Origin of the sequence: Palleronia marisminoris (genome assembly GCF_900172315.1) — a bacterium.
Classification (GTDB): Bacteria; Pseudomonadota; Alphaproteobacteria; order Rhodobacterales; family Rhodobacteraceae; genus Palleronia; species Palleronia marisminoris.
Window position 1 is genome coordinate 20,195 of record NZ_FWFV01000009.1, and the last position, 12,791, is coordinate 32,985.

14 protein-coding genes are annotated in these 12,791 nt (G+C 64.7%); all 14 read left to right on the forward strand.

The genetic code is table 11. The features are described from left to right. Positions 1-46: 46 nt before the first annotated feature. The 14 genes from PAM7066_RS19015 (at position 47) to PAM7066_RS14410 (ending at position 12,781) form a co-directional block, all read left to right on the forward strand. A complete protein-coding gene (locus PAM7066_RS19015) occupies positions 47-928 on the forward strand; it encodes a helix-hairpin-helix domain-containing protein (RefSeq protein WP_175484687.1) in 882 nt (293 codons plus the stop codon). Between the two features lie 66 nt (positions 929-994). Further along, on the forward strand, positions 995-1,219 hold the full coding sequence (locus tag PAM7066_RS14350) for a DUF5337 family protein (RefSeq protein ID WP_085854923.1): 225 nt from the start codon (positions 995-997) through the stop codon (positions 1,217-1,219). Positions 1,220-1,259: 40 nt separating this feature from the next. Continuing rightward, positions 1,260-2,540, forward strand: coding sequence for an NADH-quinone oxidoreductase subunit NuoF (gene nuoF / locus PAM7066_RS14355; protein WP_085854924.1), 1,281 nt, complete (start codon positions 1,260-1,262; stop codon positions 2,538-2,540). Positions 2,541-2,811: 271 nt separating this feature from the next. Further along, complete coding sequence (locus tag PAM7066_RS19180; protein WP_139838418.1) at positions 2,812-3,042, forward strand: hypothetical protein; 231 nt, start codon at positions 2,812-2,814, stop codon at positions 3,040-3,042. A 132-nt stretch (positions 3,043-3,174) separates the two neighbouring features. Further along, on the forward strand, positions 3,175-3,543 hold the full coding sequence (locus PAM7066_RS14365; RefSeq protein WP_085854926.1) for a DUF5333 domain-containing protein: 369 nt from the start codon (positions 3,175-3,177) through the stop codon (positions 3,541-3,543). Then, positions 3,543-3,926, forward strand: a complete 384-nt coding sequence (locus PAM7066_RS14370; protein ID WP_085854927.1) for a hypothetical protein — start codon at positions 3,543-3,545, stop codon at positions 3,924-3,926. The genes PAM7066_RS14365 and PAM7066_RS14370 overlap by 1 nt, the downstream gene beginning before the upstream one ends. Positions 3,927-4,050: 124 nt before the next feature. Continuing rightward, positions 4,051-6,048 carry an NADH-quinone oxidoreductase subunit NuoG gene (gene nuoG / locus PAM7066_RS14375; protein ID WP_085854928.1) on the forward strand — a complete coding sequence of 666 codons (1,998 nt, stop codon included), beginning with the start codon at positions 4,051-4,053 and terminating at the stop codon, positions 6,046-6,048. Positions 6,049-6,050: 2 nt separating this feature from the next. Continuing rightward, on the forward strand, positions 6,051-6,455 hold the full coding sequence (locus PAM7066_RS19025; protein WP_085854929.1) for a YNQ4 family lipoprotein: 405 nt from the start codon (positions 6,051-6,053) through the stop codon (positions 6,453-6,455). A 15-nt stretch (positions 6,456-6,470) separates the two neighbouring features. Next, positions 6,471-7,508: an NADH-quinone oxidoreductase subunit NuoH gene (gene nuoH, locus PAM7066_RS14385; RefSeq protein WP_085854930.1), complete on the forward strand. Its 1,038-nt coding sequence runs from the start codon at positions 6,471-6,473 to the stop codon at positions 7,506-7,508. 3 nt (positions 7,509-7,511) lie between these two features. Beyond that, a complete protein-coding gene (nuoI, locus tag PAM7066_RS14390; RefSeq protein WP_085854931.1) occupies positions 7,512-8,009 on the forward strand; it encodes an NADH-quinone oxidoreductase subunit NuoI in 498 nt (165 codons plus the stop codon). Between the two features lie 12 nt (positions 8,010-8,021). Next, complete coding sequence (locus PAM7066_RS14395) at positions 8,022-8,639, forward strand: NADH-quinone oxidoreductase subunit J (RefSeq protein WP_085854932.1); 618 nt, start codon at positions 8,022-8,024, stop codon at positions 8,637-8,639. 105 nt (positions 8,640-8,744) lie between these two features. Further along, positions 8,745-9,050 carry an NADH-quinone oxidoreductase subunit NuoK gene (gene nuoK / locus PAM7066_RS14400; protein WP_085854933.1) on the forward strand — a complete coding sequence of 102 codons (306 nt, stop codon included), beginning with the start codon at positions 8,745-8,747 and terminating at the stop codon, positions 9,048-9,050. Positions 9,051-9,054: 4 nt separating this feature from the next. Continuing rightward, positions 9,055-11,229 (forward strand): NADH-quinone oxidoreductase subunit L, encoded by a 2,175-nt coding sequence (gene nuoL, locus PAM7066_RS14405; RefSeq protein WP_085854934.1) that lies wholly within the window; start codon positions 9,055-9,057, stop codon positions 11,227-11,229. Position 11,230: 1 nt separating this feature from the next. Then, on the forward strand, positions 11,231-12,781 hold the full coding sequence (locus PAM7066_RS14410) for an NADH-quinone oxidoreductase subunit M (protein WP_085854935.1): 1,551 nt from the start codon (positions 11,231-11,233) through the stop codon (positions 12,779-12,781). Positions 12,782-12,791: the final 10 nt, after the last annotated feature.

The following is a 12,791-nucleotide window of genomic DNA, read 5'->3' on the forward strand; positions in this document are numbered from 1 at the left end:
CCTGTGAGGCGGCCGTACCATGGCCATGAGAGCAGGGGAGAACACGATGCAGAGACGAAGCTCGAGCGCTGTATTGGCCATCGCGGCCGTCGCGGGGGGGATCGGATTCGTCGTCTTCACGGCGTTGTTGATCGTCGTCGGCGTCACCATTTCTCCGGCCCTATTTCTGGCGCTCGTCGTGGCGGCTACGGTGGCGGCCTTTCTGCTTCTGCGCGCGGACCGGGGGGCGGAAGCTACCGACGACCATGCAGACAGTGCCCGATCCGAGCCCGGCACGGCCGGAGTGCCGGTGACGGAAGCAGCCCCGGCCACGCTCGGCACGGAACGGGCGGGCGAGGGTTCCGACTCCGACGGAACCGCCGTCGCGCCTGTGGGGGCCGCGAGCCCCGAAGGTGCCGCGGTCTCGGATGCATCCGCGGGACCGAACCGCGACGATGCCGGGGACGCGGTGGGATCCGCTCCGTCCGCCGGGACCGGGGGACTGTCCGGGACGGACAGCGCGTCTGACGCCGAAGGCGAGACCGGTGCGACGGACGCCCCCTCCACGACCGAGACCGCGGGGGACGAGGACGGCGCCGGTACCCGCTTGCCAACCGAAGAGATCGTCGAGGCGACCGACTCGTCTGAAGACAGCGCCCCGACGAACGATCCTGAGGAGGACGCGCCGAACGATGCGATCGGGCGTCCTCCGGCTCGTCTCGACGCGCCGCGCGAGGGCGGGGCGGACGATCTCAAGCGGATCAGGGGCGTGGGGCCGAAGCTCGAAGAGACATTGAACGGCATCGGCATCTACCATCTCGACCAGATCGCCGGTTGGAGCACCCAGGAGCTGGCCTGGATCGACGAGCATCTGGAGGGCTTCAAGGGCCGTGCTAGCCGTGACGCATGGGTCGAGCAGGCGCGTGAGTTGAGCGAGGCGGACGCGTGACGCGCCTTCGGGACGTGACCGGGCAGGGGCTGGTCGCGCGCGCGGTTTCGGCGTAGACACCGCCCCATGTCAGACAGGAACGACATGGAGATCGCCCGTCGCGCGCGGACCATCGCGGTGGTCCTCGCCTTCACGATGATCCTGTGGATGGGCGCGCAGTTGACCGGCGCGTCGCTGGGATTGCCGCCGGGATTGGTGTTCATTTTCGACGGTTTGGCATTGGCTGCGTTCGCCTGGGCACTGGTCGCGACCATTCGCATCTGGCAAAAGCGGCGCGACGAGCGCAAATAGGGCGCGACCCCCACGGCCACCGACTAGACGAGGCGAAGCGATGCTCGACGACAAGGACCGGATCTTCACCAACCTATACGGCATGGGCGACCGGACTCTATCCGGCGCGAAGTCGCGCGGGCAGTGGGACGGCACCGCCGACATCATCGGCAAGGGCCGGGACTGGATCATCCAGGAGATGAAGGAATCCGGTTTGCGCGGCCGCGGAGGCGCGGGTTTCCCCACCGGCATGAAGTGGTCCTTCATGCCGAAGGAAACGGACGGGCGCCCCTCGTACCTCGTGGTGAACGCGGACGAGTCGGAGCCGGGAACCTGCAAGGATCGCGAGATCATGCGGCACGATCCGCATACGCTGATCGAGGGCTGCCTGATCGCGTCCTTCGCGATGAACGCGCATGCGTGCTACATCTACATCCGCGGCGAGTATATCCGCGAGCGCGAGGCGCTGCAGCGCGCCATCGACGAGGCCTATGACGACGGGCTCCTGGGCAAGAACGCTGCCGGTTCGGGCTGGGATTTCGACCTCTACCTGGCCCATGGCGCCGGCGCCTATATCTGCGGCGAGGAAACGGCGCTGATCGAAAGCCTCGAGGGCAAGAAGGGAATGCCGCGCCTCAAGCCGCCATTCCCGGCCGGCGCCGGCCTTTACGGCTGCCCAACGACGGTGAACAACGTCGAATCCATCGCCGTGGTGCCGACGATCCTGCGGCGCGGGGCGTCGTGGTTCAGCTCGTTCGGGCGCGAGAACAACGCGGGCACGAAGGTCTTTGCGATCTCGGGCCATGTGAACAAGCCCTGCGTCGTCGAAGAGGCCATGTCGATCTCGTTCGAGGAACTGATCGATCGGCACTGCGGCGGCATCCGGGGCGGCTGGGACAACCTCAAGGCGGTGATTCCGGGCGGATCGTCGGTACCCTGCCTGCCGGGCGCGACCATGCGCGAAGGCATCATGGATTTCGACTGGCTCAAGGAGAACAAGTCGGGTCTCGGCACGGCGGCGGTGATCGTGATGGATCAGTCCACCGACATCATCAAGGCGATCTGGCGTCTCGCCGCCTTCTACAAACACGAGAGCTGCGGCCAGTGCACGCCCTGCCGCGAAGGCACCGGCTGGATGATGCGCGTGATGGAGCGACTGGTGCGTGGCGAGGCCGAGGTGGAAGAGATCGACATGCTGCTCGACGTGACCAAGCAGGTCGAGGGGCACACGATCTGCGCGCTTGGCGATGCCGCGGCCTGGCCGATCCAGGGCCTGATCCGTCACTTCCGCGACGAGATCGAGGATCGTATCAAGCACAAGCGCGTGATCGCGGCCGAATGATCGTGTCGCACTGCAACCCTTTGGACGGGATTAACCCCTTCATGCGAAACAACGGCTTGTGTTCAGTGGCCGGAATTGTCGCGGGGCGTTCCGCCCTGTATGCCGGGCCCACGTCCTCGTGAACCCCAATGGAGGTCGCCGCACCGTGTCGCGTCTGGTCTGTCTCTTGCTCGTCTCCGCGGCCCTTGCCGGTTGCGGACGCATCCCGATCCCCTCGCTGCCCTCCTTCGGGGCTACGCGTCCGGCCGAACCGTTGCCCTATGACGCGAGATTGATCGCGGATCGAGGGGCCGAGGAGTTCTCGGTCGTGGTCGAGGCGCCCGGGGTGCCGCTGGAAGCCAGCCGCGAAACGGTACGATTCTACGGCACGCGCCATTGCCTGCGGTATTTCGGGTCGTCTCGAATTGCATGGGATGCGCCCGCGGGTAACCCCGCGGCGTGGACGGCTACCGCGACCGAGGCCGGCCTGCCGGTCTATTCGGGGCGCTGCATCGGGCGGTAAGTCTGCTTGCGGCCGCCTTGCATGGCCAACAGGGAAGGTCATATTGTTTTCTTGGGCATGCCGTGCGCGGGGCGTCCACCATATGGGCGGAGAGTATCGAGGATGAGAGTTTTCTTTGCAGCCATATGCCTTTTGACGGCGGGCCTGCAGGCCGCGGCGGCGCAATCGCTTGCACAGGACCCGACCGTGCGGCAGGGATTCTACGCGATCGGCTTGGCCGACGAGATTCGCAAAAACTGCCCATCGATCACGCCGCGTCTGGTGCGCGCCTATACGTTCCTCAAATCGCTGGAATCCTACGCGCTTCAATCGGGGTATACGCAAGACGACATCGAGGCCCTGAAGGACAACGATGCCGCTCGCTCGCAGCTCGAGGCCGAGATCGTCGCCGACCTCGTCGCCCGGGGTGCGACACCGGGCAATCCGGCCGGATATTGTCAGGTAGGCCGCGAGGAGATGGCCCGTGGCACTGCGGCCGGCAAACTTCTGAAGGGGAATTGATGCGTTATCTTGCTCTTTGCCTGGCACTTCTCAGCCCGGCCTCGGCGTTGGCCGGCGGCCTCGTCGTTGTCGTCGAGGCGCCGTGCTATCCCAAGGACAAGTTCCACCTGTGCGAGGTCCCGATCGTCGACGGGCACTATCCGAGCTACCTGCCGCGAAGCGTCCCGCACACGGTCACCTATGCCAGGGCATCCGAGCGGTTCGCCGTTTTCGTCACGCCCAACATCGTCCCCTACGAGATTGCGATTGGCGAGGCGGCTGCAGCGGCTGCGGGCCTGTGCGGGCAGGACCCCGGCGAGGTCGTCGTGGCCCGGATATCCGAGCGCGAGCGGTATGCCCCCGAGAATCTGGAAAGCTGGAGGTTCTCTGGCACCTGCCAGTGACCTGTGCCCCGCGACAAAACGCGAATACGTGGCAAGTGACGGTTTCAGCCGTCCTCGATCCGTATTAAGTCACCGCTGAACGAGGCGGTCCATGCCTCGGGAGACGACACCAGGAGATGCGGGCATGAGCGATCTGCGCAAGATCATCATCGACGGACGCGAGGTCGAGGTCGACCCCGCCATGACCCTTCTGCAGGCCTGCGAGCAGGTTGCGGATATCGAAATTCCCCGCTTCTGCTACCACGAGCGGCTCTCGATCGCCGGCAACTGCCGGATGTGCCTCGTGGAAGTCGTCGGCGGGCCGCCGAAGCCAGCCGCCTCCTGTGCGATGCAGGTCCGCGACCTGCGCGGCGGTCGCAACGGCGAGCCGCCCGAGATCAAGACGACCTCGCCCATGGTGAAGAAGGCCCGCGAGGGGGTGATGGAGTTCCTGCTCATCAACCACCCGCTCGACTGCCCGATCTGCGACCAGGGCGGCGAATGCGACCTTCAGGACCAGGCGATGGCCTATGGCGTGGACTTCTCGCGCTACCGCGAGCCGAAGCGCGCGGTGACGAACATGGACCTGGGCCCGCTCGTCGGCACCCACATGACGCGCTGCATCTCCTGCACCCGCTGTGTGCGCTTCATCACCGAAGTCGCCGGAATGCCCGAGCTGGGCCTGACGGGCCGCGGCGAGGATTCCGAGATCACCTCTTACCTCGGCCAGACGCTCGATTCCGAGCTGCAGGGCAACATCATCGACCTGTGCCCGGTGGGCGCGCTGACCTCGAAGCCCTATGCCTTCACCGCCCGCCCGTGGGAGCTGACCAAGACCGAGACCATCGACGTGATGGATGCGCTCGGCTCGAACATCCGGGTTGATACGAAGGGCCGCGAGGTCATGCGGATCCTGCCGCGCAACCATGACGGCGTGAACGAGGAATGGCTGGCCGACCGCTCGCGTTTCGTATGGGACGGACTTAAGCGACAGCGCCTCGACAAGCCCTACCTGCGTGAGAACGGCCGCCTGCGTCCGGCCTCGTGGTCCGAGGCGCTGACAAAGGCCGCTGCCGCCATGAAGGGCGGCAAGGTGGCCGGTCTTGTCGGTGATCTCGCGCCGGTCGAGGCTGTCTACGCGCTGAAGGAGTTGGTCGAAGGGCAGGGCGGCCGCGTCGAGAGCCGTCTTCACGGCGAGGCGCTGGTTCCCGGGAATCGGGGCGCCTATTCTGGAACGACGTCCATCGGCGCGATCGAGGATGCGGCGCGCATCCTGATCGTGGGCTCGAACCCGCGAACGGAAGCGCCCGTGCTGAACGCGCGCATCCGCAAGGCCTGGATTCATGGGGCGGATGTCGCCGTGATCGGTGAGGGTGCCGATCTGACCTATGAATATGCCCATATCGGAACCGACGCGTCGGATCTTGCCGGGCTCGCCCTGCCCGAGATCGAGGGCGAGACCATCGTGATCGTGGGGCAGGGTGCGCTGCGTCGTGAAGATGGTGCGGCGATCGTGAAGAAGGCGGGCGAGCTGGGCGACGGGTTGCTGGTTCTGCATACGGCGGCCAGCCGCGTCGGCGCAATGGATGTGAACGCCGTCACCGAGGGCGGGATCGAGGCTGCGCTTGACGGGGCCGAGGTGGTCTATGCGCTCGGCGTCGACGAGATCGATATCCCCGCCGGGCCGACCGTCATCTACCAGGGCAGCCATGGCGACCGGGGAGCGCATCGCGCCGACATCATCCTGCCGGCCGCCTGCTACACCGAGGAAACCGCCATTTTCGTGAATACGGAAGGTCGCCCGCAGCTGGCGATCCGCGCGAACTTCCCTCCGGGCGAGGCGAAGGAGAACTGGGCGATCCTACGCGCGCTCTCGGCCGAGTTGGGCAGCAAGCTGCCCTACGACTCGATTCGCGAGCTTCGCCAGAGGCTTTGGGGCGAGGTTCCGCATTTGAAGGCGATCGACGAGGTTCCGCTGAACGAGCTTGGCCTCATCGATGCTCGAGACATCGGGTCCGGCGGGTTTGAGGCCACGGTCAAGGATCACTACCTCGCCAACCCGATCATGCGGGCGAGCGCCTTGATGGGCGAGCTGAGCCAGAAGGCACGGTCCCGCAAGGAGGCGCCTCTCGCGGCCGAGTGAATATGCGCTTGCCCCTCGCCTTTTGCGGCGCGCTCGCGGCCTGTGTCGCGGGCGCGCCGCCCGAGGCACTGCCGGAACGACCCGTCTTGCCACCCGAAGACGCAACATATCTGGGAAGCCAGACGCGGCTTCTCGACACAGACCTCGTGAACTTCCTAGTCGAGATGCAAGGGGCAAGGGACCAACGTGACGCCGGGGCGTATGCCCGCTGTGTCGCGGCACAATACGCGCTGATCCGAGGCTACGGATTCGCGCGGCATATCCGCACGATTGTGTCCGAAGAGGGTGGCGTTTGGCGCGGAGATGCGGTTTACACCGTCTCGCCCGCGCTGCCGCCCGGCGCACGCACGCTGGACGCCGAAATCGAAGTGGCTAGGTGCCGCGAGGACGGCATCCCCACGATCTGACCTGAGGATCTGCCTATGGAAGGCTTCATTGCAACACCGGTCGGGATCACGCTCGTCCTTGTCGCTCAATGCGTCATGATCGTGGCCTTCGTGATGATCTCGCTGCTGTTTCTGGTCTATGCCGACCGCAAGATCTGGGCGGCGGTCCAGATGCGCCGCGGCCCGAACGTTGTCGGCGTGTTCGGCATCTTGCAGTCGGTTGCCGACGCGCTGAAATACGTCCTGAAGGAGATCGTCATTCCGGCCGGATCGGACCGGACGGTCTTCCTGATGGCGCCACTCGTGTCTTTCGTGCTTGCCATGGTCGCCTGGTCGGTCATCCCCTTCGCCGAGGGCTGGGTCCTGGCGGACATCAACGTCGCCATCCTGTTCATCTTCGCCGTCTCGTCGCTCGAGGTGTACGGGGTCATCATGGGCGGATGGGCGTCGAACTCGAAATACCCGTTCCTGGGCTCGCTCCGGTCGGCCGCGCAGATGATCTCGTACGAGGTGTCGCTGGGCCTCATCATCATCGGTATCATCATCTCGACCGGCTCGCTGAACCTCAGCGACATCGTGCGGGCGCAGGACGGCGATTTCGGCCTGTTCAACTGGTACTGGCTGCCGCACTTCCCGATGGTGTTCCTGTTCTTCATCTCGTGCCTGGCCGAGACGAACCGCCCCCCCTTCGACCTGCCCGAGGCCGAATCCGAGCTCGTGGCCGGCTACCAGGTCGAGTACTCCTCGACGCCGTTCCTGCTGTTCATGGCCGGCGAATACATCGCCATGTGGCTGCTGAGCGCCGTGACCGCGATCCTGTTCTTCGGCGGCTGGCTGTCGCCCATCCCGGGGCTGCCCGACGGCGCGTTCTGGATGGTGCTGAAGATGGCGTTCTTCTTCTTCCTCTTCGCGATGGTGAAGGCCGTGGTGCCGCGCTTTCGCTACGACCAACTGATGCGGCTTGGCTGGAAGGTATTCCTTCCGTTCAGCCTCGTCTGGGTCGTCCTCGTGTCCTTTCTTGCCCATTTCGAACTGTTCGGCGGCTTCTATGCCCGCTGGGCGGTAGGAGGCTGAACCATGGCTGACACCTTCGACTATGCCCGCGCCGGTCGCTACTGGCTGCTCTTCGACTTCTGGAAGGGCTTGGGCCTTGGGCTGAAATACTTCTTCGCGCCCAAGGCGACGCTGAACTACCCGCACGAGAAGGGCCGCCTGTCGCCCCGTTTCCGCGGTGAGCATGCGCTGCGCCGTTACGCGAATGGCGAGGAACGCTGCATCGCCTGCAAACTGTGCGAGGCGATCTGCCCGGCGCAGGCCATCACGATCGACGCGGAACCGCGCCAGGACGGCTCGCGGCGGACGACGCGCTACGATATCGACATGACGAAATGCATCTATTGCGGCTTCTGTCAGGAAGCCTGCCCGGTGGATGCCATCGTCGAGGGGCCGAATTTCGAGTTTTCGACCGAGACCCGGGAAGAGCTCTACTACGACAAGGCGCGACTTCTCGAGAACGGCGAACGGTGGGAATCCGAGATCGCTCGCAACCTTGAAATCGACGCGCCGTATCGCTGAGGGACCGACGCCATGACACCCGCCGATTTCGCCTTCTATGTCTTCGCGATCCTCGTGGTCGCGGCCGGACTCTTCACCGTGGTGGCGCGCCATCCCGTGCATTCGGTCCTGTGGCTGATCCTGGCCTTTCTCTCCTCTGCCGGCCTCTTCGTCCTCATGGGCGCCGAGTTCGTCGCGATGCTTCTGGTCATCGTCTATGTAGGCGCGGTCGCGGTGCTGTTCCTGTTCGTCGTGATGATGCTCGACGTCGACTTCGCCTCGCTCAAGGCCGAGATGGCCAAGTTCGTGCCGATCGCATTGCTGATCGGGGTCGTGATCCTGATGCAGCTCGGGATCGTCTTCGGCGTCTGGGAGGCGTCGGACCTGGCGGCGGTCAATGTCGCCGCATCGCGCGAGGCGTTCGGCGGCGCGTCGAACACGCAGGCGATCGGGCAACTGGTCTATGACGAGTACCTGCTTCTGTTCCAGCTTTCGGGGCTGATCCTGCTGGTCGCGATGATCGGGGCGATCGTGCTGACATTGCGGCACCGTACGGACGTCAAGCGGCAGGATGTCGTGCAGCAGATCATGCGCGATCCCAAGAAGACGATGGAGATGCGGGACGTGAAGTCGGGCCAGGGCCTGGGATAAGCGCTGTGACGGTGGCGCACCGAGGCCTCTACAACCGATGCCGCAGCGCATGGACGCCGGAACAGCAAAGGTCTAGGACCGAGCCAAACCGAGCCGAGGGACAGAATGATCGGACTTGAACATTACCTAACGGTCGCTGCCGCGCTTTTCGTGATCGGCATCTTCGGCCTCTTCCTCAACCGCAAGAACGTCATCATCATCCTGATGTCGATCGAGCTGATCCTGCTGGCGGTGAACATCAACCTCGTCGCGTTCTCGACCCACATGGGCGATCTGGTGGGGCAGGTGTTCACGCTGTTCGTGCTGACGGTTGCGGCGGCCGAGGCGGCGATCGGCCTCGCCATCCTCGTGTGCTTCTTCCGAAACCGCGGCACGATCGCCGTGGAAGACGTCAACATGATGAAGGGCTGAGCGCATGGCGACGATCATCCTGTTCGCGCCGCTGATCGGCGCATTGATCTGCGGCTTCGGCCATCGGTTCATCGGTGAGAAGCCGGCGCAGTGGACGGCCACCGGCCTTGTCGTGCTGGCGGCGCTTCTCAGCTGGATCGTCTTCCTCGGTCACGACGGCGAACTGCAGCGCATCCAGATCCTGCGCTGGATCGAGTCGGGCAGCCTGTCGACCGACTGGGCGATCCGGCTCGACCGGCTGACGGCGATCATGCTGATCGTCATCAACACGGTGTCGGCGCTCGTCCACATCTACTCGTTCGGCTACATGGCCCATGACGAGAACTTCCGCGACAACGAGAGCTACCGCCCCCGTTTCTTCGCCTATCTGTCGTTCTTCACCTTCGCGATGCTGATGCTGGTGACGGCCGACAACCTCGTGCAGATGTTCTTCGGCTGGGAGGGTGTCGGCCTCGCCTCATACCTCCTGATCGGTTTCTACTTCCGCAAGCCCTCCGCCAATGCCGCGGCGATGAAGGCCTTCGTCGTGAACCGGGTGGGCGATTTCGGCTTCGCACTGGCCATGTTCGCGCTGTTCTTCCTGGTCGACTCGATCCAGTTCAACGACATCTTCGCCGCCGCACCCGAGATTGCTGCGACCGAGATTCACTTCCTCTGGGCCACGTGGAACGCGGCCGAGGTCGTGGCGGTGCTGCTCTTCATCGGCGCCATGGGCAAGTCGGCGCAGCTCTTCCTGCATACCTGGCTTCCCGACGCGATGGAGGGCCCGACGCCGGTGTCGGCCCTGATCCATGCGGCGACCATGGTGACGGCGGGTGTGTTCCTGGTCTGCCGGATGTCGCCCCTGATGGAGTTCGCGCCGCACGCGACCGCCTTCATCACGATCATCGGCGCCTCGACCGCGTTCTTTGCGGCGACGATTGGTCTCGTGCAGACCGACATCAAGCGCGTCATCGCGTATTCCACCTGCTCGCAGCTTGGCTACATGTTCGTGGCCGCCGGGGTGGGCGTCTATTCGGCGGCGATGTTCCACCTGTTCACCCACGCCTTCTTCAAGGCGATGTTGTTCCTCGGCGCGGGTTCGGTCATCCACGGGATGCACCACGAACAGGACATGCGGAACTATGGCGGGCTGAAGGACAAGATGCCCAGGACGTTCTGGGCGATGATGATCGGTACCCTCGCCATCACCGGCGTCGGCATTCCGCTGACCCATATCGGCTTCGCCGGCTTCCTGTCGAAGGACGCCGTGATCGAAAGCGCCTGGGGCGCGCATTCCGGCCCCGGATTCTATGCGTTCTGGCTTCTCGTCCTCGCGGCAGCCATGACCAGCTTCTATTCGTGGCGCCTGATGTTCCTGACCTTCTACGGCGAGCCCCGCGGTGACCGTCACACGCACGAGCACGCCCATGAGAGCCCGTCGATCATGACGATCCCGCTGGGTGTCCTGGCGCTCGGGGCGATCTTCTCGGGCATGGTCTGGTACGGGTCGTTCTTCGGCGACCACGCGCAGGTCAACCGCTTTTTCGGCATCCCGGCCCACGCCGAAGCCGTCGAGGCAGACGAACACGGCGCGACCGAAGCCGAGGGGCAGGGCGAAGGCGCCATTCCCGCCGCGACGGAATTGGCCGAGGGCGACTTCGAGGATGCCGCAGCAGCCCTGGTGGAACCGACCGAGGATACCGGCGGCGGCGAAGGCGTTCATGGCGGCGTAATGGCCGGCGGATGGGAGGACGGCGCGATCTACATGGCACCGGACAACCACGTGATGGACGACGCGCACCACGCGCCGATCTGGGTCAAGGTCAGCCCGTTCGTGGCGATGCTCCTCGGGTTCCTCGTGGCGTTCCAGATGTATATCCGCCGTCCGGACCTTCCGGCCAAGTTCGTCAACGCGCAGCGGCCTCTCTACGATTTCCTGCTGAACAAGTGGTACTTCGACGAAATCTATGGCTTCCTCTTCGTGCGCCCCGCCTCCTGGCTCGGCCGGACGCTGTGGAAGCGCGGCGACGGCAACGTCATCGACGGAGGCATCAACGGGCTGGCGATGGGGGTGATCCCGTTCTTCAGCCGCCTCGCGGGTCGCGCGCAGTCCGGATATCTCTTTCACTACGCCTTCGCGATGGTCCTCGCGGTCGCGATCCTGCTGACCTGGATGACTCTCGGAGGGGTCGAGTAAGATGGATAGCCTGATCTCGATCGTCGTCTTCCTGCCTACTGTGGCGGCGATCATCCTCGCCCTCTTCCTGCGCGGTGACGACGAAGCCGCGCGCCGGAACGCCAAGTACCTGGCGCTGATCGCGACGACCGCGTCGTTCCTCGGCTCGCTTCTGATCCTCGCCCAGTTCGAGCCGGGCGGCGGGTTCCAGATGGTCGAGCAGCGACAGTGGATCGCCGGCTTGACCTACAAGGTCGGCGTCGACGGCATCAGCGTGCTTTTCGTGCTGCTGACGACGTTCCTCATGCCGCTCGTCATCCTTTCCGCGTGGGACGTGTCCGAGCGGGTGAAGGAATACATGATCGCCTTCCTCGTGCTCGAGACGATGATGCTGGGCGTCTTCGTCGCGCTGGACTTGATCCTGTTCTATCTCTTCTTCGAGGCCGGCCTGATCCCGATGTTCCTGATCATCGGCATCTGGGGCGGGGCGAACCGGGTCTACGCCGCGTTCAAGTTCTTCCTCTACACCTTCCTCGGTTCGGTCCTGATGCTGGTCGCGATGCTGGCGATGTATGTCGACGCAGGGACGACCGACATTCCGGCGCTGCTGACCCATCAGTTCAGCTATGACGTGATCTCGGTCTTCGGGTTCACGATCGTGGGCGGGCTGCAGACGCTGCTCTGGCTGGCCTTCTTCGCATCCTTCGCGGTGAAGATGCCGATGTGGCCGGTCCATACCTGGCTGCCCGACGCCCACGTTCAGGCGCCGACTGCGGGGTCCGTGGTGCTGGCGGCGATCCTTCTGAAGCTCGGTGGCTATGGGTTCCTGCGGTTCTCGCTGCCGATGTTTCCGGTCGCTTCGGATGTGCTGGCACCGTTCGTCCTGTGGCTGTCGGCCATCGCGATCGTCTACACCTCGCTCGTGGCGCTGGTGCAGGAGGACATGAAGAAGCTCATCGCCTATTCGTCGGTCGCCCATATGGGCTTCGTGACGGCGGGGATCTTCTCGGCCAATCAGCAGGGGCTCGACGGGGCGATCTTCCAGATGATCAGCCACGGCTTCATCTCGGGCGCGCTCTTCCTCTGCGTGGGCGTGGTCTATGACCGGATGCACACGCGCGACATCGACGCCTATGGCGGCCTGGTAAACCGGATGCCGGCCTACGCCCTCATCTTCCTGCTGTTCACCATGGCCAATATCGGCCTGCCGGGCACCAGCGGCTTCGTCGGCGAGTTCCTGACGCTGATGGGCATGTTCCAGGCCAACACGTGGGTCGCCTTCGTCGCGACCACGGGGGTGATCCTGTCGGCGGCCTACGGGCTGTGGCTCTATCGCCGGGTGATGCTGGGCGACCTGATCAAGGAGAGCCTCAAGTCCATGCGGGACCTCACGGCCCGAGAGAAGTGGATCTTCGCGCCCCTCGTGGCGATGACGATCCTGCTGGGCGTCTACCCGCCGCTTGTCACCGATATCGTCGGCCCCTCTGTCGCGGGGCTTCTCGACACCTACGAGGCGGCTCTGGACGAGGCTGGTCTGATGACCGCGACCGCCGCCGCAGACGTTGTACATTGAGGACGCCGCG

Bases quoted from the DNA above. Each gene is read 5' to 3' on its own strand.
- PAM7066_RS14350 (WP_085854923.1), top strand. From the start codon at position 995: ATGTCAGACAGGAACGACATGGAGATCGCCCGTCGCGCGCGGACCATC.
- nuoK (WP_085854933.1), top strand. From the start codon at position 8,745: ATGATCGGACTTGAACATTACCTAACGGTCGCTGCCGCGCTTTTCGTG.
- PAM7066_RS19025 (WP_085854929.1), top strand. From the start codon at position 6,051: ATGCGCTTGCCCCTCGCCTTTTGCGGCGCGCTCGCGGCCTGTGTCGCG.
- PAM7066_RS19015 (WP_175484687.1), top strand. From the start codon at position 47: ATGCAGAGACGAAGCTCGAGCGCTGTATTGGCCATCGCGGCCGTCGCG.
- nuoL (WP_085854934.1), top strand. From the start codon at position 9,055: ATGGCGACGATCATCCTGTTCGCGCCGCTGATCGGCGCATTGATCTGC.
- PAM7066_RS14395 (WP_085854932.1), top strand. From the start codon at position 8,022: ATGACACCCGCCGATTTCGCCTTCTATGTCTTCGCGATCCTCGTGGTC.
- nuoI (WP_085854931.1), top strand. From the start codon at position 7,512: ATGGCTGACACCTTCGACTATGCCCGCGCCGGTCGCTACTGGCTGCTC.
- nuoF (WP_085854924.1), top strand. From the start codon at position 1,260: ATGCTCGACGACAAGGACCGGATCTTCACCAACCTATACGGCATGGGC.
- PAM7066_RS14370 (WP_085854927.1), top strand. From the start codon at position 3,543: ATGCGTTATCTTGCTCTTTGCCTGGCACTTCTCAGCCCGGCCTCGGCG.
- nuoG (WP_085854928.1), top strand. From the start codon at position 4,051: ATGAGCGATCTGCGCAAGATCATCATCGACGGACGCGAGGTCGAGGTC.
- PAM7066_RS14410 (WP_085854935.1), top strand. From the start codon at position 11,231: ATGGATAGCCTGATCTCGATCGTCGTCTTCCTGCCTACTGTGGCGGCG.
- nuoH (WP_085854930.1), top strand. From the start codon at position 6,471: ATGGAAGGCTTCATTGCAACACCGGTCGGGATCACGCTCGTCCTTGTC.